The following is a 20,879-nucleotide window of genomic DNA, read 5'->3' on the forward strand; positions in this document are numbered from 1 at the left end:
ATGCGCCGCCGTCCCCTGCGCACCCGGCTGACCCTCGCCGCCTCCGCCGCGGTGGCGGCGGTGGCCATCGGCCTGTGCGCCGGCAGCTTCGTGGTGATCCGTCATCAGCTGCTGCACCAGCTCGACCTGCACCTGACGCAGTCCGCGCGGCTGGCCACCCAGCAGTCGGGCCACGAGCCTCCGGGCGTGGTGCAGGGCCAGTGCCGCTACCTCGCCGCCCCGGCCTGCTCGCAACTGGTCCCCGCGCGGCCGTCCGACGACCCCGACGACCCGTACCTCCTGCCGGTCACCCGCTCCACCCGCGAGGTCGCGTCCGGCGACCGGGGGCCGTACTACAGCGAGCTGCGTCTTGCCGGGCACCGGGCCAGGGTGCTGACGACACCGCTGCCCGAAGGACGGGCCCTCCAGGTCGCGGTGCGGGCCGACACCGTGGACCGGGGTGTGCGCCAGGCCGCGGTGCTGCTCGGCGGCATGGGGGTGGCGGGTGTGCTGCTGGCCGGTGCCCTCGGTGCCTGGGTGTCGCGCACGGGGCTCGCGCCCGTCGGCCGGCTCACCGCCACCGCCGAACGCATCGCCGCGACCCGCGACGCCCGGCACCGCATCGAGCTGCCGCCCGAACGCGCCGGGCAGGACGACGAGATCACCCGCCTCGCCGCCTCCTTCAACACCATGCTCGACGAGCTGGAGAAGTCCATCGGCGCGCAACGGCGCCTGGTCGCCGACGCCTCTCACGAACTGCGCACCCCGCTGACCGCCCTGCGCACCAACGCCGAGCTGCTCACGAGGAGTTCACGCCTCAGCGACGCCCAGCGCGAGCGCGCCGCAGGCGCCCTGAGCCGCCAATTGCGCGAGGTCACCCTACTCGTCAACGACCTGGTCGAGCTGGCCCGCGACGAGGAACCCGACCCGCTGATCGAGGAGGTCAGGATCGCGGACATCGTGACGCACACCGTCGAGACGGCGCGCGGCCACTGGCCCAGCACGCCGCTCACCCTCTCGGTCTCCCCCGAGGCACGCACCGCCACCGTCGCGGGTGTGCCGGCCCGGCTCGCACGGCTGCTGTCGAGCCTGCTGGACAACGCGGCCAAGTTCAGTCCGCCCGGCCGCCCCGTCGAGGTCACCCTCACCTCCGCCGCGGACACCCTGGAGCTGACCGTCCGCGACCACGGCCCCGGCATCTGCGAACAGGACCTGCCCTACGTCTTCGACCGCTTCTACCGGGCCCGCAGCGCCCGCGCCCTGCCCGGCTCGGGCCTCGGCCTCGCGATGGCCCGCCAGATCGCGCACGCCCACCACGCGGAGCTCGTCGCCGAGCCCGCGCCGGGCGGCGGCGCCCAGTTCCGCCTCACCGTCCCGCACGCCGTGTGACGTACGACGCCGGTCTTCTCCGCCCCGTGGTAACTTCCGTATACAAGTTGTATGCGATTCATATCCAGGACACACGGTCCACGGACCACGGGAGCTCACATGGGGACGTCCGGTCGGGAGAAGGCGTACGCCTACCTCAAGGGGACGGTGCTCACCGACCCGGAGATGCAGGGCGAGTTCCTCTCCGAGCAGGAGATCGCCGATCGCATCGGCGTCTCCCGCACCCCCATCCGTGAGGCCCTGCTGCTGCTCGCCGCCGAGGACCTCGTCGAGATGGTGCCCCGGCGCGGCGCGCGCGTGTCCCGGCTGACCGGGCGGCAGATCACCGAGCTGATGGAGCTGCGCGGCATGGTGGAGCGGTACGCGGCGGAGCAGGTCATCAAGGCGGACCGGGTGCCGCTGGAGGAACTGGGCGAACTGCTCGACCGGCAGCGCGGGCTGAGCGGTCCCGACGACGCCAAGGAGTTCATCGCCATCGACCACCGCTTCCACGCGACGATCGTCTCGGCCGTCGGCAACGGCCTGCTCGACCGTCACTACGACGGGCTGCGCAGCCGTCAGGTGCGCGCGGGCGTCGTGGCGCTGTACAACCAGAGCGGCCGGCAGCAGGCGGTCATCGACGAGCACAAGCTGATCCTGGACGCGCTCGCCGCGGGTGACGCGGACGCGGTGAGCGCGGCGATCGACAGCCACCTGGAGTCGACGCTCAAGGTGCTGCTCGCCGGATGACCGGACCGGCGCGGACAGCACCGCGCCGGTCCGGCTCCCTCACGTGGGGTACGTGATCCCCGAGCCGTCCCGCCCCAGCCTGCGGTTGGCGAGCACGGAGGTCTTCTCGCGCACCCGGTCGACCTCGGCGACGTCCAACTCCGCGACGATCAGGCCCGGTTCGGCGCCCAGACTCTCCCGCACGGTGCCGTCCGGGCCGACCAGCATGCTGTGGCCGATGCCCGTCGGGGCCGCGCCCGAGACGGCGATGCCGCTCGCCGTCGGGTCGGCCTGGCCCACCGCGGCGACCCACACCGTGGCGTCCAGGGCCCGGGCCCGTACGAGGAGTTCCCACTGCTCGCGCTTGCCGGGGCCCGCACCCCAGGACGCGGGCAGCAGCGTGCCGACGGCGCCGGCGTCCGCGTGGGCCCGGAAGAGCTCGGGGAAGCGCACGTCGTAGCAGGTCGCGAGGCCGAGACGGACGCCGTCGACGTCGATGGTGACCACCCGCGCACCGGGGGCGACGGTGCGGGACTCCGCGAACCCGAAGGCGTCGTAGAGGTGGATCTTGTCGTAGGTCTCCTCGACGCCGGGGCCGGTCGCGAGCAGGGTGTTGGTCACCCGCCCGTCGTCGGCCGGGGTGAACATTCCGGCGACGACGACGATGCCCGCCGCCTCCGCGATCTCGCGCACGCGGTTCGCCCACGGCCCGTCGAGCGGCTCCGCGAGCGGGCCGAGCTTCGTACCGAAGCAGGCCATCGCCGCTTCGGGCAGGACGACGACGCGGGCTCCCGCGTCGGCCGCCCGCCGCGCCTGCTCCTCGATGAGGTCGAGGTTCTTGGCCGGGTCCGGCCCGGTGGTGAGCTGGCTCAGGGCGATCAGCATGAGGTGTCCCTCCTTGGGTGGCGACAGGTGTGACGGTTCAGGCGGACGCCTGGGCGACCAGCTCCGCGTCCTCGTCCGTGGCCGCCTCCGCGTCGCGGCCCAGCAGGAGCCCGGTGACGGTCACGACCGCGGTGACGGCGACGTAGATCGCGAGCGGCACCCAGCTGTCGAACGAGCCGAGCAGCGCGGTGAACAGCAGCGGAGCGATCGCGCCACCGATCAGACCGGCCAGCGTATACGCGAGCGAGGACCCGGTGGAGCGCAGTCGCGGCGAGAACTGCTCGGCGATGAAGGCGGCCTGCGGTCCGTACATCAGGGAGTGCAGGATCAGCGCGACGATCACGCCGATGACCAGCAGACCCCACGAGCCGCCGTCGACCATGCCGAAGAAGACGAACGGCCACACACCGGCGCCGACGGCGGAACAGCCGTACAGCAGCCGCCGGTTGACGCGGTCGGACAGGGCGCCCGCGAGCGGGATCAGGAAGATCTGAAGCGAGGACCCGATCAGTACGGCGGCCAGCGCGGACCCCCGCGACATGTCCAGCTGGTCCGTGGCGTAGGTCAGTACGAACACGGTGAACAGCGCGTACAGCACGTCCGGGGCGACGCGGGAGAGGATCGCGGCGAGCAGGGCGCGGGGCTGGCGGGTGAGCACCTCGCGGACCGGCGCCTCGGGGCGGGTCTGCTCGGCCTCCATCGCCTTGAAGACCGGGGTCTCCTCCAGCTTGGCGCGGATCCACAGGCCGAAGCCGACCAGGACGCCGGAGATCAGGAAGGCGACGCGCCAGCCCCAGGAGAGGAACTGGTCCTCGGTCAGCAGGGCGCCGAGCGCGGCGAGGACGCCGTTGGCGAGGAGGTTGCCCGCGGGCGGTCCGACCTGGGCGGCCGAGGCGAAGAAGCCGCGCTTCTTCGGGTCGCCGAACTCGCTGGAGAGCAGCACGGCGCCGCCCCACTCGCCGCCGACGCCGACGCCCTGGGCGAAGCGCAGCACGACGAGCGCGATGGGCGCGGCGGCTCCGATGCTGCTGTGGGTGGGCAGCAGGCCGATCAGGAACGTGGCCGCGCCGATCAGCACGAGCGTCGCGATCAGTACCTTCTTGCGGCCGATCACATCGCCGAGCCGCCCGAAGACGATGCCGCCGAGCGGGCGCGAGACATAGCCGACGGCGTACGTGGAGAAGGCCAGCAGGGTGCCGGTGAGCGGGTCCTCTGAGGGGAAGAACAGGTCACCGAAGACGAGGGCGGAGGCGGCGGAGTAGACCGCGAAGTCGTACCACTCCAGGGCGGTGCCGGTCAGGCTCGCGAAGAAGGCCCGGACGAGACCGGAGCGGTTCGGGGTGACGACCGGTGCGGCGGCCGGGCCGCTTGGGGAGTCTTGCAGCATTTCGGTCCTCGGTTCGGGGGGCTTCGGCGGTCGGGGTGGGCCGTCGACGTTCGGGGGGACATCGACCTTCCGGCATACTTCTTGTATACAGGTCGTATGCGCAAGCCCTGATCGGGAAGTTAACCGCTTCGCAACCCTCCACCCTGCCTTCACCCCTGGAGATTTCCATGACACTGCTCACTTTCGAACTCCCCGACGGCTCCACCCGTGACGTGGAGGTCGTCCAGGTCCTCAACGCCGGCTACGCCGGGCGCAGCCAGGACGACGTCGCCGCGCACGTCGCCGAGCTCGCCGAACTCGGCGTGCCCGCGCCGACCACCACCCCGGCGCTCTACCCCATCTCCCCCTACCTGGCGCAGCAGACCGAGCGGGTCGCGGTGCAGCACGGGCGGACCTCGGGCGAGGCGGAGTGGGCGCTCGTCGTGGCGGCGGACGGCGAGCTGCTGCTCACGGCGGCCTGCGACCACACGGACCGCGAGCTGGAGGTGCACGGTGTGGCCTGGAGCAAGAACGCGAGCCCCGACGTCCTGGCCCGCCGCGCCTGGCGCCTGTCCGATGTGGAGGGCCGCCTGGACGACATCGCGCTGCGCGCCTGGGTCACGGTGAAGGGCGAGGAGTCCCTGATCCAGGACGGCACGCTCGCGGAACTGCTCACGCCGTCCTACTGGGCCGAGGTCCTGCGGGGGCGCGGCGAGCTGCTCCCCGGCACGGTGCTGATCTCCGGCACCATTCCGATGGCCGAGGGCGTCGACCAGTTCGGCGACGCGTGGCGCGTGGAGCTGTCCGACCCGGCGACCGGTGACACCATCGCGCTGGCCTACGAGGTGGCGGCGCTGCCGGTGCCGATCGGCTGAGCGGAGAAGTACGGACGAGTGTCGGGTGCGACACCCACGGCGTGCGCACCCGACGAAACACCTCGGTCAGTAGAGGGCGGCCGTCAGCGCGTCGAGCGCGCTGTGCTGGCGGGCCGCGTCGGCCTTGTCGAAGGGGCCGTTCCAGTGGAAGCCGTAGAAGTCGCCGCTGCGGTCGAGGGTGTTGAGGGCGTCGGCCTGACGGTCGATGAAGGCGGAGTACGGGTGGCCGGGAAGCGCCCGGTTCAGCGCGCCGAGGCCGCGCATGTACGCGCCCTTGAAGGACGGGCCGTCGGCGCCGCCGTCCGTGTCGTCGTCGTTGGGCTCGGAGAGGATCCCGTCGGGCGCGAGCAGCGGCGAGGCGGCGACCGCGTCCGCGATCTTGCGGCCCTTGGTGAGGACGGCGCTGGATCCTGTGGCCTTGTGGAGCTCGACGAGGCCACCGAGGATGACGCCCTGGTTGTACGTCCACGTGGTCGACTCGCCCGTGTTGACGCAGGCGTCGTTGAGGCCGTCGTTGATGAGGTTGTCCTTGTTGATGAGCTTCTTCGACTGGAACCAGCCCCAGACGCTCTGCGCCCGCCCCAGGTACGTCGAGTCGCCGTCGAGGCGGTTGTGGATGGCCGCCGAGAGGGTGATGAACAGTTCGTTGGTGATGCTGTTCTTGTACGTGTGGTCGTAGTTCCACCACACCCCGCCGCCGCAGGTGCCGTCGTGGTGCTTCCACATGTGGTCGGCGTCGGCGATCGCGGTGTCGAGGTAGCGCTTGTCGCCGGTGAGGTCGTACGCCCTCAGCCAGGCCAGGCCCCACCAGCCGGTGTCGTCGAGGTACTCGTTGCGGAACTGTCCTTCCTTGGCGTCGACGTTCTTCTCGTAGATCCGGTCGGCGATCTTCTTGATGTCGTGGCCGCCCGTGTCACCGGGGGCCTGCCAGAAATCGAGGAGCGCCTGAAGGTCGTTGGCGTTGTTCCACCAGCCGGTGCTCTCGAAGGCGCCGGTGTCCTCGTTCCACCAGGTCATCAGGCCGTCCACGGCGTCGACTGCGTCCTGGTGCCGGTCGGCGCGCGGGGCGGCGGTGGCGGGGCCCGCGGCCAGCAGGCTCAGGCCGAGAGCGGAGGCGGTCAGGAGCAGGGAAAGCCGTCTTGTACGGGTGCGCATCGTGCGGTCCCTTCGGAGAGGCGGAACTGACCGGCGTCGCGCGGACACCGTGTCCCCGCGCGCGTATGACATCGTTGTCAGAACGCGCCCGGGAGGCGCCGCGCTCCAAGAACGAAACCAGGTGGCATTTTCACCGTCAACCCTGGTGCAACACCCGGCACTTGAGAGCCGGAGGCGCCCGCGCATCCTCCCGAAGTCTCCCGGTCGTCCACCTTCGGATGTGTGCGAGCGCCTCTTCGTAGCCACTCGGCCCTCCGGTCCAGCCGCTCGGCCGATCCACGGGCGGCACCGGCGTCCGTAGCGTCGGCCGTATGCGACACACCATGCCCGCGGTCGGACTGTTCTTCCTCGCGCCGCTGGTCGGCGAGATGCTCCTGGGCGCCACCTCCCTCGACGCCCTGGCGCTGCTGCCGGTTCTCGCCCTCCTCTACGGCAGCGGGGCCCTGCTCATCCGCGAACTCGTCCGCCGAACGGGTCGCGGCTGGGGTTCGATCCTGCTGCTGGGCGCCGCGTACGCCCTGCTCGAGGAGGGCCTGCTGGACCAGATGCTGTTCAACGCCGACTACTCCGGCAACTACGACATGGTGACCGTGACCCCCATCCCGCTGGCGGGCACCGGCGCCTACGGCCTGATCTCCGTCCTGGCCGTGCACGCGCTGTGGAGCATCACCGTGCCGATCGCGCTCATGGAGGCCCTCGTACCGCACCGGGCGGCGCGCCCGTGGCTCGGCAGGACCGGGCTCACCGTCACGGCCGGGCTGCTGGCCCTCGGAGCCGTGGTCGTCGGCTGGGGCAGCTACGACGAGAGCGGCTTCATGGCGCCTTGGCCGCTGCTGGCCGGAACGGCCGTGGTGGTGGCCGCGCTCATGGCCGCCGCGTTCCTGATGCCCCGCCCGCGCGCCGGGCTCGACACCCGGCACGCGCCCCGGCCGCTGCTCGTCGTCCTCGCCTCGTGCGCGGCCACCAGCACCTTCTGGCTGGTGCTTCAGCCGAGCTGGCCGGGGGTGGCCGCCGCGCTCGCCGTCGCCGTCGTGGCCGCGATCCTCGTCCACCGCTGGGCACGCGCCCGCGACTGGACGTCCACCCACACCTTCGCCCTGGCCGCGGGCGCCACGCTGACCTAGGGCCTGTCGTTTGGATCAGGCCGGATCAGGGAGCGGGGCAATGGGGCCTCCCCTGCTCGAGCGAAGCCGAGAGCTTGGGGAAGCGTGCGATCGCAAGGCGGAGGAGGGAGGCGACGCGGAGCGTCGTCGACCGACGACAACGCCGAAGGGGGTCCCCCCTGCTCCTTAATAGCTTGGGGGAGTGCGTGCCAGGCCCCGCGAGCCCGGCCTGATCCAAACGACAGGCCCTACGGCCTGGGTCGGCTTCGGCCAGAGCCCGGACCAGGGCTCGGCGGGCACCGTCAACCTCGTCGGGCACGTTCTGCTGGCCGTCGCCGCCGTCGCCCTGCTGTGCATCGCCGCGCGACGTGTGGGCACTCGCTCCGTGTGAGCGGTCGAATGGCCGTGTGCGGAAGGAGGCCCCAGCATGGTGATGTCGTCGGTTTGCCCGACGCGCCCCTCCCGAGGCGGCTCCGCCCGAAAACTTCCGCGCGGCCGCACCCCGCTGGGCGACCGCGACGCAGAGCGAAACCCGTCGAAAGGCACGCGTAGCTCATGAGTGACGAGACAGCCAAAGCGACCACCACGGATGCCGGTGTTCCGGTCGAGAGCGACGAGCACTCGCTCACGGTCGGCGCCGGCGGACCGATCCTCCTCCAGGACTCCTATCTGATCGAGCAGATGGCGCAGTTCAACCGGGAGCGGATCCCGGAGCGGCAGCCGCACGCCAAGGGCAGCGGCGCCTTCGGCCACTTCGAGGTCACCGCGGATGTCAGTGCGTACACGAAGGCCGCGGTGTTCCAGCCGGGGACGCGGACCGAGCTGGTGACCCGGTTCTCCACCGTCGCCGGTGAGCGCGGCAGCCCCGACACGTGGCGCGACCCCCGCGGGTTCGCGGTGAAGTTCTACACCACCGAGGGCAACTACGACATGGTCGGGAACAACACCCCGGTCTTCTTCGTGAAGGACCCGATGAAGTTCCAGCACTTCATCCGCTCCCAGAAGCGCCGCGCGGACAACAACCTCCGCGACCACGACATGCAGTGGGACTTCTGGACGCTCTCGCCGGAGTCCGCGCACCAGGTCACCTGGCTGATGGGCGACCGGGGCATCCCGCGCACCTGGCGGCACATGAACGGCTACACGTCGCACACCTACATGTGGATCAACGCCCAGGGCGAGCGGTTCTGGGTGAAGTACCACTTCAAGACCGACCAGGGCATCGAGTGCTTCACCCAGCACGAGGCCGACCAGATGGCCGCGGCCGACACGGACTACCACACGCGCGATCTCTTCGAGCACATCCGCGACGGGGAGTACCCAAGCTGGACGCTGCACGTGCAGGTCATGCCGTACGAGGACGCGGCCACGTACCGGTTCAACCCGTTCGACCTGACCAAGGTGTGGCCGCATGCCGACTACCCGCTGATCGAGGTCGGCAGGATGACGCTGGACCGCAATCCGACGGACAACCACGCGGAGATCGAGCAGGCCGCGTTCCAGCCGAACAACCTGGTCCCGGGCATCGGCCCGAGCCCCGACCGGATGCTCCTCGCGCGGCTGTTCTCCTACGCGGACGCGCACCGGCACCGCATCGGCGGCAACTACCAGCAGCTGCCCGTCAACGCGCCGGTCGCACCCGTGCACTCGTACTCCAAGGACGGGGCCATGGCCTACAAGAAGGCCCAGGACCCGGTGTACGCGCCCAACTCCAAGGGCGGCCCGGCGGCCGACACGGACCGCTACGGCACACCGCCGAGCTGGTACGCGGACGGTGACATCACACGCGCCGCCTATGTCGACCATTCCGAGGACGACGACTGGGGGCAGCCGGGCACCATGGTGCGCGAGGTCCTCGACGACGCGGCGCGGGACCGGCTCGTGGACAACGTCGTCGGTCACCTGCTCAACGGCGTGAGCGATCCCGTCCTTGAGCGGGCCTTCGAGTACTGGTCCAACATCGACCGGACCATCGGCGAGCGCATCAGGCAGGGTGTGCGCGCCAAGGCCGACGAGAAGGACCCGAAGGCGGCGGAGCAGGCCAACCCGGCGCGCAGCAGCATGCAGGACAAGGCCTGAGGCCGTCCCGCGAAGGGTGACCGGGCGCGTGCCTGCTATCGGCGGGTGTCCGGCGCCCCGTCCGGGGCGCGGGTGAGGTGGTCGATCAGGGCGCCGGCGGCCGGGTTGCGCGGGCCGGGACCGCGTCCCACGAGCACGACGGTACGGCCGGGTTCCGGCTGGCGGATGCTCACGCACGGCAGTCCCGCGTCCTCGCCGATGCGGCGCGGCACGAACGCGACGCCGATGCCGGCCCGGACGAGGGCCACGAGCATGCCGATCTGGGTCACGTCACAGGTGATGCGGCGCTCCAGACCGCAGTGCGCGGACAGCCTGCGCACCGCCGTCTCCAGGCCGGTGCCCGCGCGGAAGTCGATGAAGGACTCCTGGGCGAGGTCCCGGATCAGGGTGCGGCCCGCCCGCGCCAGGGGGTGCCCGGGGGCCGTGATGAGCACCAGTTCCTCGTGCCAGGAGCCGAACTCCACCAGTCCTTCGGGGAGTTCGGCCGCGTCCGGGGCGAGGTAGGCGAGGTCCAGTTCGCTGGCGCGCAGGGCCTCGTACAGCTCGTCGACCGGCGCGTCGCGCACGGACACCTGGATGCCGGGCAGGCGGCGGTGGAACGACGCGAGTTCCGTGGGCAGGTCCACGCAGGTGAGGGTCTGGATCGTGCCGATGGCCACGCGGCCGGTGGTCAGGCCCGCGACCGCGGCGACGGCGTCCCGGGCCGCGTCGGCCCCCGCGAGCAGCGACCTGGCCTGCGGCAGCAGGGCGCGTCCGGCCTCGGTGAGCACCACGCGGCGGCCCGTGCGGTCGAACAGGTCGGCGCCCAGCTCGCGCTCCAGGTTGCGGACGGAGGTGCTGAGCGCCGACTGCACGATGAGTTCGGACCGGGCGGCGGCCGTGAACGTGCCCTCGCTGACGACCGCCAGGAAGTGGCGGAGCTGACGCATCTCCATCCATCTACTCTATCGATGGCAGCCAGCGAAACGATCTGTTGGACCGACCGGGCGGGGCGCCGGATCCTGCTGCCATGAACCGCGTACCCGCCCTGTGGACCGCCGCCCACTCCCCCCGCCGCCCCGCCGCCGTCCGGGCCGCCGCCCGCCAACTGCTGCGCCTGCGCTGCTTCTTGCGCACCCTTGCCCTGGCCGACCACACGCCGTTCGGCGGGTACTAGGACCTGTCGTCGGGCACGCGGGGCGGGCAGGGCGCGGCACACAGCCGCATCGGACGGCCGGAGCGCAGGTGGGGCCCGGGAAGCGGGCTCCGGGAGCCGGGTCGTACGCTGCCGTCGTGAACGAGATGCTGAATCCGACGCCCGACGAAGCCTTCGCGATGTTGCTGGACGGCAACCGGCGCTTCGTCACCGGTACCCCCGGACACCCCAATCAGGACGCCGCGCGGCGCACCGAGATCGCGCCGGGGCAGAACCCGTTCGCGGTGCTGTTCGGGTGCTCCGACTCCCGGCTCGCCGCCGAGATCATCTTCGACCAGGGCCTCGGGGACATGTTCGTGGTCCGCACGGCCGGCCACGTGGTCGGTTCGGAGGTGCTGGGCAGCATCGAGTACGGGGTGGCCGTGCTGGGCTGCCCGCTCGTCGTGGTCCTCGGCCATGACTCGTGCGGGGCGATCGCCGCCGCGAAGGACGCCGCCGACGGCGGCAGGGCGCCCGCCGGTTTCGTGCGCGACGTCGTCGAGCGGGTGACGCCGAGCGTCCTCGCGGCCCGTGCCGCCGGGCGCGGCCGGGACGAGGAGATCCTCCACGAGCACATACGGCACAGCGTCGACCTGCTGCTCGACCGCTCCCGTGTCCTGTCCGAGCAGGTGGCCGCCGGGCGCCTCGCCGTGGTGGGCCTGTCCTACCGGCTGGCCGACGGCACGGCCCGGCTGGTCGCCTCGCACGGCCTGAGCGAAACCGCCTCCGCCGCACACTGACCCCCGCCCCATCGAAAGAAGCGCACCACAGTGAAGGACACCGCACCGGTGACGGCACTCGCCGGCGACACCGGGATCGACATCGACAAGGCGGTCGCCGTGCTGCGCGCCGGCGGCCTGGTCGCGCTCCCGACGGAGACCGTCTACGGCCTCGCCGCCGACGCCGAGGACCCCGCCGCCGTCGCCCGCATCTTCCGGACCAAGGGCCGCCCGCCGAACCACCCGCTGATCGTCCACATCGGCGGCGCCGAGCACCTGGACGACTGGGCCGATGACGTGCCCGAGGCGGCGCGGCTGCTCGCGGAGCGCTTCTGGCCGGGACCGCTCACGATGGTGCTGCGGCGCGGCGCCCGGGTGCCCCTGGACACCACGGGCGGCCTGGAGACGGTGGCCGTGCGCGTGCCGGATCACCCGGTCGCGCTGGAGCTGCTGAACGCCTTCGGCGGTGGCGTCGCGGCCCCGTCCGCCAACCGGTTCGGTTCCGTCAGCCCGACCACCGCGGAGCACGTCCGTGCCGAACTCGGCGACGGCGTCGACTTCGTGCTCGACGGCGGCCCCTGCACGGTGGGCGTCGAGTCGACCATCGTCGACGCCACGAGCGAGTCGCTGAGCATTCTGCGGCCGGGCGGGGTGACGCGCGAGGAGCTGGAGGAGGCGCTGGGCCGTCCCCTCGACGTCCCCGACACCAGCGAGGTACGGGTACCGGGCCAGCATCCCTCGCACTACGCGCCGAACGCGCGCGTCGTCCTCGTCGCCCCCGAGGAGCTCGTCGCCGAGACGCGGCGCGCGCACGAACTCGGCCACCGGGTGGGCGTGTTCCTGCCGTCCGCCCTCGCCGGCACCCCGGTCGAGGCGCACGCCGTGGCCGCCGTCCCGGCCTCGCTCGACGCCTACGCGCGCGGCCTCTACGGCTATCTGCGCGAACTCGACGAGCAGGGCTGCGACCTCATCCTGGTGTCGCTGCCTGCGCAGGAGGGCCTCGGCCTCGCGATCGCCAACCGGCTGCGCCGCGCGGCCGGGCCCAGGCCCGCGTAGGGAATCAGCTCGCGGCGAGCAGCCCGAGCGTGTCGATCACACGGTTCGAGAAGCCCCACTCGTTGTCGTACCAGGCGACCACCTTGATGTGTCGCCCGTCGACGCGGGTGAGGGCCGAGTCGAAGATCGACGAGGCGGGGTTGCCGACGATGTCGGAGGACACGAGCGCGTCCTCGGAGTATTCGAGGACGCCGGCGAGCGGGCCCTCGGCCGCGGTGCGGTAGGCGGCGAGAACCTCCTCGCGTGTCACGTCGCGGGCGACGGTCGTGTTGAGTTCGACGATCGAGCCCACCGGTACGGGGACGCGGATCGAGTCACCGGACAGCTTGCCGTCGAGGTTCGGCAGGACCAGGCCGATCGCCTTGGCGGCGCCGGTCGTGGTCGGAACGATGTTGATCCCGGCGGCGCGGGCGCGGCGCGCGTCGCGGTGCGGGCCGTCCTGGAGGTTCTGCTCCTGCGTATAGGCGTGCACCGTCGTCATGAACCCGTGCTCGATACCGGCGAGTTCGTCGAGGACCGCGGCCAGCGGGGCGAGCGCGTTGGTGGTGCAGGAGGCGTTCGAGACGATCGTGTGCACGTCCGGGTCGTAGGCGTCGGTGTTGACCCCGTACGCGAGCGTGACGTCGGCGCCGTCCGAGGGGGCGCTGACGAGCACCTTCTTGGCGCCCGCGTCGAGGTGGGCGCGGGCGGCCTTCGCCGAGGTGAAGCGGCCGGTGGCCTCCAGGACGAGGTCGACGCCGAGTTCGGCCCACGGCAGCTGCGCCGGTTCGCGCTCGGCCAGCACCTTGATCCACCGGCCGTCGACGACGAGGGTGTCCCCTTCCGCGGTCACCGGGCGCCCGAGCCGTCCCGCCGTGCTGTCGTAGGCGAGGAGCCGGGCGAGGGTCGCGGGTTCGGTGAGGTCGTTGACGGCGACGACCTCGAGGTCACTGTCGCGCTCCAGCAGGGCACGCAGCACATTGCGTCCGATGCGGCCGAATCCGTTGATGGCGATGCGAGTCATGAATGGTGTCCCTTCCGTTCCCCACCAGGCTCGCGCGCGGCGCGCACCGCTGACAGTGGCGGGATCGCCAGGGTTCAAAAGGATCCCGCCACCGGCCGCAGGGGCCGCTCACTCCCCCGGTGTGAACGTGCGCCGGTACTCGCTCGGCGTGGTGCCGAGGATGCGCTGGAAGTGCAGGCGCAGGTTGGCGCCAGTGCCGAGTCCGACGTCGGCGGCGATCTGTTCGACGCTGTGCTGCGAGCGCTCCAGGAGTTCGCGGGCCAGGTCGATACGGGCGCGCATCACCCACTGCATCGGCGTGTAGCCGGTCTCGTCGACGAAGCGGCGGGAGAAGGTGCGCGGTGACACCCCGGCCTGCCGCGCCAGGGTGTCGAGGGTGAGGGGTTCGCCGAGCCGGTGCAGCGCCCACTCGCGGGTGTCGGCGAACCGCTCGCCGAGCGGTTCGGGGACGCTGCGCGGCACGTACTGGGCCTGGCCGCCGCTGCGGTAGGGGGCGGCGACGAGGCGGCGGGCGGCGTGGTTGGAGGCGGCCACCCCGAGGTCGCCGCGCAGGATGTGCAGGCACAGGTCGATGCCGGAGGCGGCGCCCGCCGAGGTGAGCACGCTGCCCTCGTCGACGAACAGCACGTTCTCGTCGACCTGGACGTCCGGGTACCTGGCCGCGAGGGCACGTGTGTAGTGCCAGTGGGTCGTGGCACGCCTGCCGTCGAGCAGTCCCGTGGCGGCGAGCGCGAAGGCCCCGGTCGAGATGGCCGCGAGGCGCGCGCCGCGCCCGTGGGCGGCGAGCAGCGCGTCGACGACGTCCCGCGGCGGGTCCTCGCGGTCCGGGAACCGGTAGCCGGGCACGAAGACGATGTCGGCCCACGCGAGCGCCTCCAGGCCGTGCGCCACGGAGTACGCGAGGCCGTCGCCGCCGGTGACGAGCCCGGGCGCCGCCCCGCACACCCGCACCTCGTACGGCATGCTCGCGCGGGTCGTGAACACCTGCGCGGGAATTCCGACGTCGAGCGGCTTGGCGCCCTCGAGCACGAGGACGGCGACACGGTGCGGGCGGGAGGCTGACACACGAGGAGGTTACGCGGCGGTCGCGGCCGTCCGTGGTCGGGACACCGGCTCCGCAAGGTCACTTGTTCTGGAGAACACGCGCGACGCGCGGGCCGAGCCAGCGCTTGAGTCGGCGCAGGGCCTGGGCCTGGTCGACCGCCCGGTCGAGCCGGTAGTAGAGCTGCGGCGGCACGTACGGGAGCAGCGGGGAGTGGCGCTGCCCCAGCAGGGCGAACATCTGGTGCGGTTCCAGGTGGATGTAGCGCGTCAGGTTCTCGTACCAGTGCGCGCTGTGCCGGGCCGCGCTCTGCACGGACAGCAACTCCCGTCGCCGTTCGCGTTCGTAGCGTGCGAGCGCGGCCGGGAGCGGTCCCGGCTCGCGCAGGGCGCGGGCCAGCGCCATGGCATCCTGCATCGCCAGCGTGGTGCCGGCGCCGATGGAGTAGTGCGTGGTGTGGGCGGCGTCGCCGAGCAGGACCAGATTGCCGTGGGACCAGGTCCGGTTGGTGACGGTGCGGAACCGCTGCCACTGCGAGGGGCCGTCGGTGTCCGTGCGGCCGATGAGCGGATGCCCCTTCAGGACGTCGGCGAAGAGGCCCTCCAGGAGTTTCAGGGCGTCGGAGCGCTCCATGACGTCGAGGCCGAGTCCCGCCCAGGTCGCGGGCGAGCACTCGACGATGCAGGTGCTGTGCGTGCCGTCGAACCCGTACGCGTAGCACCACAGCCAGCCGTGGTCGCTCTCCACGAAGGCGAAGGTGAAGGAGTGGAAGACCCGCGTGGTGCCCAGCCAGATGAACCGGTTGCCGCCCAGGGCGACTTGGGTTCCGAAGTGTTCCGCGTGCTGCTCGCGCAGGCTGCTGCGCGAACCGTCGCCCGCCACGATCAGGTCGCCCTCCGCGTGCGCGTCCGACCGCGGGATCGAGGTACCGAAGCGCAGGTCCACGCCGAGCGATGTCGCCCGCTCCCCGAGGAGTTCGAGCAGGCGGTGGCGGCCGATCGCGAAGCCCTCGTCGCCGTGGTGGGTCGTGACCCGGTCGCGGACGTGCGCCACGCCGTCGCGCCAACGCACCGAATGCCGCTCGATGGCGCGGGCGGACACCTCGTCGTGCTCCGCGAGCAGCGTGAGCATGTCCGGCCAGTAGGTGACGCCCCAGCCGTAGGTCGACCCGGCGGGGTTCTTCTCGTACACGGTGACGTCCAGGCCGCGGCCCTGAAGCTTCAGGAGAATGGCCAGGTACAGGGACGCGGGTCCCCCGCCGACGCAGACCACCTTCATGTGCGCTCATTTCTGCCGCGAACGCGGCGCTGTCTGGCAGTTGGGGGTCGAAGCCGTGCCGCCCGACCCACGAATGTCCGGAATGTACCCGCCGCCGCTCACCCATTGCGGCTGAATTCCCGGTGTTTTCACCATCTATCCGTGTATGAACCGTGACCGAGGGTGCATCCCGCCGTTGAATGAGCCGACGGCTGCGATCACGCGGCCGCACCTGTACAGCAAAAGGAGAACGTGATGTCACGCATCGCGAAGGCAACCGCTGTCGCTTTCGGCACGGGCGCCGTGGTGCTCAGCGGCGCCGGTCTGGCCATGGCCGACGCGGGTGCTCAGGGCGCTGCCACCAACTCGCCCGGCGTCCTGTCGGGCAACCTGGTCCAGGTTCCGATCCACGTCCCGATCAACGTCTGCGGCAACACCGTGAACGTCATCGGTGCGCTCAACCCGGCCTTCGGCAACGCCTGCACCAACGGTGACGGCGGCCACGACGACGACGGCAACGGCGGCGGCTACGGCGACGACGCCGGCTACGGCGGCTGACCCTCGCGCCGAATCTGACGACGGCCCCCGGCACATGGTGTCGGGGGCCGTCGCCGTGCGGGCGGTCATTCGTAGCGGTACAGCGACTTGTGCTCGAGCATGTCGCGCAGCGGGGTGTCCCACGGCGGCATGGTGTCGCCCAGCGCGAGTACGCGGCCGCGCTGCGGGTCGCCGGGTCCCGGCCCCCGCGCGGGAAGATAGGGGTCGGCCTTCGGGTGCCGCCGGCGCCACCGCGACCAGCACAGGTCGACGAAGGCGTGGTGCAGCCAGAAGACGGGGTCGTTCACCGAACCGGCGCCGAGCATGTGCCCGCTGACCCAGCGGTGCACCTGGTTGTGATTGAACCACCGCCGGTCCCCCCGGCGCACGGGCCAGCCCTCCAGCCGGTTGCGAAAGCCGCGCGGCGCAAGGGAGTTCCACGGCTCCACGTCGTACGTGGTCTCGTCCATGGCGTCGGCGAGCTCCGCCTTGCTGGGCAGCTCGACCGGGGCCTGCGGACGGCCGAAGTCCCGCATCAGGAAGTCCCCGTCGGTCACGGCCACCTTGATGTCCCAGTGCCCGTTGCGGTGCGCGAAGGGCCCCGTGGTCACCTGGCGGTCGGAGCGGCGGCCGTTGCCGCCGAGGAAGTCGTCGCCCCACAGGGAGACGGCCGGCGTGCGGTCCACGGTCCAGTCCCAGTAGGGAACCGCGACGCCCGAGTCCACCTTTTGCAGCGCCCTCTCGAACTCCAGCAAGAACTTGCGGTGCCAGGGGAAGAACGAGGGGGTCATGTGCGCGACCCGCAGCCCGCCGTCCCCGTCACCCACGTAGAAGTCGATGTGCGTCCGCACGAACTCGTCGTAGCGGCCGGAGCGTTTGAGGGCGAGCACCGCGTCGACGAAGCGCCGCTTCTGGGCCTTCGTGAGCGTGCGCTGGTTCTGACGTGTGTACACCACAGGCCTCACATCTCCCCTTCATGCGGCCGCAGTTGCTGGTTTCCGAGCTCCTCGACGGCCGCCTTCGCCGCGGCGAGCGGTGTGTCGTAGGCCGTGTAGTGGTCGACCATGCTGAGGTACGTGCCGTCCGCGCGGCGCATGAGGTGCAACGGGCGTCCGTCGACGGTCACCTGCCAGGTGCCCGCTCCCGCCGCCGCTCCGGGCAGCCGGGTGCCGACGATGTGCCGACCGAGGTAGTTCTCGTCGAACGCGTCGGCGCCCGGGCCCGGTTCGCCGCGCTCGAAGGGCCGGACCGTGAGGACGGCGGTGGCGCTGCACAGGGCGCCCACCAGGATCAGGCCCGCGCTGCGTCTGGTCAGGCGCGACCCTCCCCCCGGCGGCCGCCCGGCCCGCTCGTCGACCGGGATCGCCGGGAAATTCACGACCTCCTCCCCCTGGCGCGTCCCGCGTTGTACCGGCGGTCCGGGACTGGGCGGGAGAAATTCCGTTCGATCGCTCGGGTGTGCAACAAACTGGCGTCGCAGAAGGGTCGTGATGTTCACAACGCCAACATACCTGCGCATTAGCTGAAACCCGCACACCACGCTTTCCCGATTAACGCGCCGCCGCAATGTTCCCGACACCGGTTCCGACGCCGGGTCCCGACCTCGCGAATTACGTGGTCATGACATCCACGACACCGCGTCGACCAGGACACTCGTCTGCCGTGTGAATCAACGGACCGAGGTTGACGAAGGTTTCGACTCCGAACGGGTGATTACCCGTGTGGTCGTTGAAGTGTGTCGCGGGACGCGGTCACGCGAGAGGTGAGAGTTTCACAACTCCAACACAGTGGTGTATTAACTGAAGGCCGCTTTCCGGCGAAGCCCCCAAGAGAAGTCGGACTTCCTCATTAATTACCCGGTGCCGCAGCGCATCCACTCATTCCTGAAGGGGAAGCAGGCCGTGCCCAATTCGAAAGGCTGTTTCCTGCCTCGCGTGACACCACCGCCCGCATCCTCGCCACCGCGCGTCCTGCACGTGACCCAGCCGACCGACGGCGGGGTCGCGCGCGTGGTGACGGACCTGGTGCGCATGCAACGGGCCCGCGGCATGCACGTGTCGGTGGCCTGTCCCACCACCGGCGGCCTGCGGCAGAGCGTGGCCGCCCTCGGCTGCGAGGCCCTCGCCTGGGAGGCCTCCAGGTCCCCGGGCAAGGGTCTCGTGAGCGAGACGCGCCGGCTCACCGCCCTGGTGTCCCGCGTACGCCCCGATGTCATCCACGTCCACAGCTCCAAGGCGGGCATGGTCGCCCGGCTCGTGGTGCGCGGCCGGGTCCCCACCGTCTTCCAGCCGCACGCCTGGTCCTTCGAGGCGGTCGGCGGAACCCAGGCCCGGCTGGCCCTGGCCTGGGAGCGGAGCGCGGCTCGCTGGGCCGCCCGAACGGTCTGTGTCAGCGGGGCCGAGCAGCGCACCGGCAGCGCCCGCGGGATCGCGGCGCGGTGGCGGTTCGTGCCCAACGGCGTGGACCTGGAGCGCTTCCACCCGCACGGCCCGGCCGCTCGCGAGCGGCCGCCCGCCGCTCGGGAGGGCCCGCTGGTCGTGTGCGTGGGGCGGCTGTGCCGGCAGAAGGGCCAGGACGTGCTGCTCGCGGCGTGGCCCGAGGTGCTTCGCGCGGTGCCGAACGCCCGCCTGGTGCTGGTGGGCGACGGTCCGGAAGAGGCGCGCCTGCGGGCCGCGGCCGGCCCCTCGGTGACCTTCACCGGGGCGCTCGACGATCCGGCGCCCTGGTACCGGGCCGCGGACCTCGTGGTGCTGCCGTCCCGGTGGGAGGGCATGGCGCTCGCGCCCCTGGAGGCCATGGCGTGCGGAAGCCCCGCACTCCTCACCGAAGTGGCCGGAGCCCGCGAGAGCCTGCCCCACCATCTGGCGCCCCGGTGCCTGACCGCACCGGACGATTCCGTGGGCCTGGCAAGGGCGTTGCGGGATCTGCTGCATGATCCCGAGGGCCTGCGCGCGCTGGGCCGTGACGCCTGCGCCCATGTTCGCGCCCATCACGACGTCCGACGCACCGCCGCCGCGGTCGCGGACGTCTACGCAGAACTGCTGGGCCCGGAGACCATCGAGCACAGAGAGCGGATCACGACGTGACCCACGACCGCATCGTCTCCTCGCCCGCCCGGCAGCTCACCCGGGACGAGGCGGGTGCCGCAACCACCGTCATCACCCAGCGGAACGCGAACATCCCGAGGACGAGGCTGACCGGTGGTGCGCCCTCGGGCACGTCCCGGGCGCTGCTGTGCGCGACGGACGGCACGGCCTCGGTGGTCGGCGCGCTCGTCCTCGCCCCACTCCTCCAACAGCCTTGGTTGGTGGCCTGCTTCGCCCTGCTCTCGCTGGTCCTGTTCGGCTCCGGCGGCCTGTACCGGCTCGCCCACGATCAGCACATGCTCGACGACTGCCCCGCGGTCGTCACGCGTGCCACTGTCGCGTGGTGTGTCCTCACGGCCGTCTGCGCGAGCCTGTCCCTGCTGCACCGGATCCCGGGGCAGAGCCTGCTCCTGGGCTGCGCCGTGCACATCGCCCTCGCCCTGCTGGGCCGGGCCTTCGTGCACCGGCAGCGGCGCGTGGCCCTGCTGCGGCAGCCGTGCGCGGCGCTGCTGGTGGGATCGGAGCCGGCCGCATCGCGGGTGGCCGCCGCGCTCCAGCGGCACCCGGCGACCGGTATCCGGCTCGTGGGCATCGCCGGTGACGGCGCCGCCGCGGATCAGCAGCAGCACGACGCCACGCCCGCCCTGCCGGTCCTGACGACCGTGGAGGACCTGCGCCGAGCGGTCGTGCAGAACGACGTGCGGCAGGCGATCGTGCTCGGCAGTGCGGGCGCCCCACGGCAACGGGCCTTCCTGCACGCCCTGGCGGAACTGCGCTGCGAGATCTGGGAGTTGGACCCGCATCCGTCGCCCTACGTTCCCCAGCTGCGCGAGGCGGACCGCTACCTGGCGGGCTTTCGATGCAGACCCCTGAGGGGGCCGCACCTGCCGCTGCATCCCGGTAAGCGGGCACTGGATCTCGTGTTCTCCGCCGCGCTGTTGGCGCTTGCCTCGCCGGTCCTTGCGACGTGCGCGCTGTGGCTGCGGATCAGCGAGGGCCCCGGTGTCGTGTTCCGCCAGAAGCGCATCGGTAAGGACGGCCGCCCGTTCACCCTGCTGAAGTTCCGTACCCACCGGCCGGCCGACGCGATGGAGTCGGCGACGCGCTGGAGTGTCGCGAACGAGCAGCAGATGTCGTGGTTCTGCCACTTCCTGCGCCGCACCTCGCTCGACGAGCTGTTGCAGCTGTGGAACGTCTTCCGCGGCGACATGAGCCTCGTGGGCCCGCGGCCCGAACGCCCCTACTTCGTGGCGCAGTTCAGCGAGGCGCACCCCGGCTACAGCGAACGGCACCGGATGCCGACCGGGATCACCGGGCTCGCCCAGATCCACGGCCTGCGCGGCGACACCTCCATCGAGGACCGCTGCCGGTTCGACAACGCGTACATCGCCGACTGGTCTCTGTGGAAGGACATCACCATCCTGCTGCGCACGGCGTCCGAGCTCTTCCGGCCGAGGGGGAGCTGA

At 71.6% G+C, this 20,879-nt stretch carries 21 protein-coding genes; 12 read left to right on the plus strand and 9 right to left on the minus strand.

Annotated elements, in window-relative coordinates; all coding sequences use genetic code 11:
- Together ACNYS0_RS04350 and ACNYS0_RS04355 are read left to right on the plus strand one after the other, a co-directional pair.
- Positions 1 to 1,368 (plus strand): sensor histidine kinase, encoded by a 1,368-nt coding sequence (locus ACNYS0_RS04350; protein ID WP_422471310.1) that lies wholly within the window; start codon positions 1 to 3, stop codon positions 1,366 to 1,368.
- A gap of 99 nt (positions 1,369 to 1,467) precedes the next feature.
- Positions 1,468 to 2,097, plus strand: a complete 630-nt coding sequence (locus tag ACNYS0_RS04355) for a GntR family transcriptional regulator (RefSeq protein WP_422471311.1) — start codon at positions 1,468 to 1,470, stop codon at positions 2,095 to 2,097.
- 39 nt (positions 2,098 to 2,136) lie between these two features.
- Here the strand turns inward: ACNYS0_RS04355 and ACNYS0_RS04360 are convergent, their stop codons facing one another.
- Together ACNYS0_RS04360 and ACNYS0_RS04365 are read right to left on the minus strand one after the other, a co-directional pair.
- Positions 2,137 to 2,961, minus strand: coding sequence for a carbon-nitrogen hydrolase family protein (locus ACNYS0_RS04360; RefSeq protein ID WP_422471312.1), 825 nt, complete (start codon positions 2,959 to 2,961; stop codon positions 2,137 to 2,139).
- A gap of 37 nt (positions 2,962 to 2,998) precedes the next feature.
- Positions 2,999 to 4,348: an MFS transporter gene (locus tag ACNYS0_RS04365; protein ID WP_422471313.1), complete on the minus strand. Its 1,350-nt coding sequence runs from the start codon at positions 4,346 to 4,348 to the stop codon at positions 2,999 to 3,001.
- A 167-nt stretch (positions 4,349 to 4,515) separates the two neighbouring features.
- On the opposite strand from ACNYS0_RS04365, the gene ACNYS0_RS04370 reads away from it, so the two are divergent.
- Positions 4,516 to 5,202 (plus strand): DUF2848 domain-containing protein, encoded by a 687-nt coding sequence (locus tag ACNYS0_RS04370; protein ID WP_422471314.1) that lies wholly within the window; start codon positions 4,516 to 4,518, stop codon positions 5,200 to 5,202.
- Between the two features lie 66 nt (positions 5,203 to 5,268).
- Here the strand turns inward: ACNYS0_RS04370 and ACNYS0_RS04375 are convergent, their stop codons facing one another.
- A complete protein-coding gene (locus ACNYS0_RS04375) occupies positions 5,269 to 6,357 on the minus strand; it encodes a glycoside hydrolase family 76 protein (protein ID WP_422471315.1) in 1,089 nt (362 codons plus the stop codon).
- A 311-nt stretch (positions 6,358 to 6,668) separates the two neighbouring features.
- Here ACNYS0_RS04375 and ACNYS0_RS04380 point away from each other — a divergent pair, with 311 nt between their 5' ends.
- From ACNYS0_RS04380 to ACNYS0_RS04390, 3 genes are all read left to right on the plus strand, one after another.
- Positions 6,669 to 7,481 (plus strand): DUF998 domain-containing protein, encoded by an 813-nt coding sequence (locus tag ACNYS0_RS04380; RefSeq protein WP_422471316.1) that lies wholly within the window; start codon positions 6,669 to 6,671, stop codon positions 7,479 to 7,481.
- A gap of 181 nt (positions 7,482 to 7,662) precedes the next feature.
- Positions 7,663 to 7,851, plus strand: a complete 189-nt coding sequence (locus ACNYS0_RS04385; RefSeq protein ID WP_422471317.1) for a hypothetical protein — start codon at positions 7,663 to 7,665, stop codon at positions 7,849 to 7,851.
- A gap of 164 nt (positions 7,852 to 8,015) precedes the next feature.
- Positions 8,016 to 9,539, plus strand: a complete 1,524-nt coding sequence (locus ACNYS0_RS04390; protein WP_422471318.1) for a catalase — start codon at positions 8,016 to 8,018, stop codon at positions 9,537 to 9,539.
- A gap of 35 nt (positions 9,540 to 9,574) precedes the next feature.
- Here the strand turns inward: ACNYS0_RS04390 and ACNYS0_RS04395 are convergent, their stop codons facing one another.
- The gene (locus tag ACNYS0_RS04395; protein ID WP_422471319.1) at positions 9,575 to 10,474 is read right to left on the minus strand and encodes a LysR family transcriptional regulator; all 900 of its coding nucleotides are present in this window, start codon (positions 10,472 to 10,474) and stop codon (positions 9,575 to 9,577) included.
- 74 nt (positions 10,475 to 10,548) lie between these two features.
- Between ACNYS0_RS04395 and ACNYS0_RS04400 the strand changes: the two genes are divergently transcribed.
- From ACNYS0_RS04400 to ACNYS0_RS04410, 3 genes are all read left to right on the plus strand, one after another.
- On the plus strand, positions 10,549 to 10,695 hold the full coding sequence (locus ACNYS0_RS04400; RefSeq protein ID WP_422471320.1) for a hypothetical protein: 147 nt from the start codon (positions 10,549 to 10,551) through the stop codon (positions 10,693 to 10,695).
- A gap of 125 nt (positions 10,696 to 10,820) precedes the next feature.
- Positions 10,821 to 11,453 (plus strand): carbonic anhydrase, encoded by a 633-nt coding sequence (locus tag ACNYS0_RS04405; RefSeq protein ID WP_422482447.1) that lies wholly within the window; start codon positions 10,821 to 10,823, stop codon positions 11,451 to 11,453.
- Positions 11,454 to 11,483: 30 nt separating this feature from the next.
- Complete coding sequence (locus ACNYS0_RS04410) at positions 11,484 to 12,488, plus strand: L-threonylcarbamoyladenylate synthase (protein WP_461857766.1); 1,005 nt, start codon at positions 11,484 to 11,486, stop codon at positions 12,486 to 12,488.
- Positions 12,489 to 12,492: 4 nt separating this feature from the next.
- Here the strand turns inward: ACNYS0_RS04410 and gap are convergent, their stop codons facing one another.
- From gap to ACNYS0_RS04425, 3 genes are all read right to left on the minus strand, one after another.
- A complete protein-coding gene (gap, locus tag ACNYS0_RS04415; protein WP_422471321.1) occupies positions 12,493 to 13,491 on the minus strand; it encodes a type I glyceraldehyde-3-phosphate dehydrogenase in 999 nt (332 codons plus the stop codon).
- Between the two features lie 108 nt (positions 13,492 to 13,599).
- A complete protein-coding gene (locus ACNYS0_RS04420) occupies positions 13,600 to 14,556 on the minus strand; it encodes a GlxA family transcriptional regulator (RefSeq protein WP_422471322.1) in 957 nt (318 codons plus the stop codon).
- 58 nt (positions 14,557 to 14,614) lie between these two features.
- On the minus strand, positions 14,615 to 15,811 hold the full coding sequence (locus ACNYS0_RS04425) for an FAD-dependent monooxygenase (RefSeq protein ID WP_422471323.1): 1,197 nt from the start codon (positions 15,809 to 15,811) through the stop codon (positions 14,615 to 14,617).
- Between the two features lie 234 nt (positions 15,812 to 16,045).
- Here ACNYS0_RS04425 and ACNYS0_RS04430 point away from each other — a divergent pair, with 234 nt between their 5' ends.
- Positions 16,046 to 16,348, plus strand: a complete 303-nt coding sequence (locus ACNYS0_RS04430) for a chaplin (RefSeq protein WP_422413258.1) — start codon at positions 16,046 to 16,048, stop codon at positions 16,346 to 16,348.
- A 65-nt stretch (positions 16,349 to 16,413) separates the two neighbouring features.
- Here ACNYS0_RS04430 and ACNYS0_RS04435 read toward each other — a convergent pair whose 3' ends face one another.
- Both ACNYS0_RS04435 and ACNYS0_RS04440 read right to left on the minus strand, forming a co-directional pair.
- Entirely contained in the window at positions 16,414 to 17,283 is an 870-nt protein-coding gene (locus tag ACNYS0_RS04435) for a tyrosinase family protein (protein ID WP_422471324.1), read from the minus strand.
- A 5-nt stretch (positions 17,284 to 17,288) separates the two neighbouring features.
- On the minus strand, positions 17,289 to 17,705 hold the full coding sequence (locus ACNYS0_RS04440; RefSeq protein ID WP_422471325.1) for a tyrosinase family oxidase copper chaperone: 417 nt from the start codon (positions 17,703 to 17,705) through the stop codon (positions 17,289 to 17,291).
- Between the two features lie 556 nt (positions 17,706 to 18,261).
- Between ACNYS0_RS04440 and ACNYS0_RS04445 the strand changes: the two genes are divergently transcribed.
- Both ACNYS0_RS04445 and ACNYS0_RS04450 read left to right on the plus strand, forming a co-directional pair.
- The gene (locus ACNYS0_RS04445; RefSeq protein WP_422471326.1) at positions 18,262 to 19,413 is read left to right on the plus strand and encodes a glycosyltransferase family 4 protein; all 1,152 of its coding nucleotides are present in this window, start codon (positions 18,262 to 18,264) and stop codon (positions 19,411 to 19,413) included.
- Positions 19,410 to 20,879, plus strand: coding sequence for a sugar transferase (locus ACNYS0_RS04450; protein ID WP_422471327.1), 1,470 nt, complete (start codon positions 19,410 to 19,412; stop codon positions 20,877 to 20,879). The genes ACNYS0_RS04445 and ACNYS0_RS04450 overlap by 4 nt, the downstream gene beginning before the upstream one ends.

It is taken from the genome of Streptomyces anthophorae (genome assembly GCF_049310305.1).
Lineage (GTDB): Bacteria > Actinomycetota > Actinomycetes > Streptomycetales > Streptomycetaceae > Streptomyces.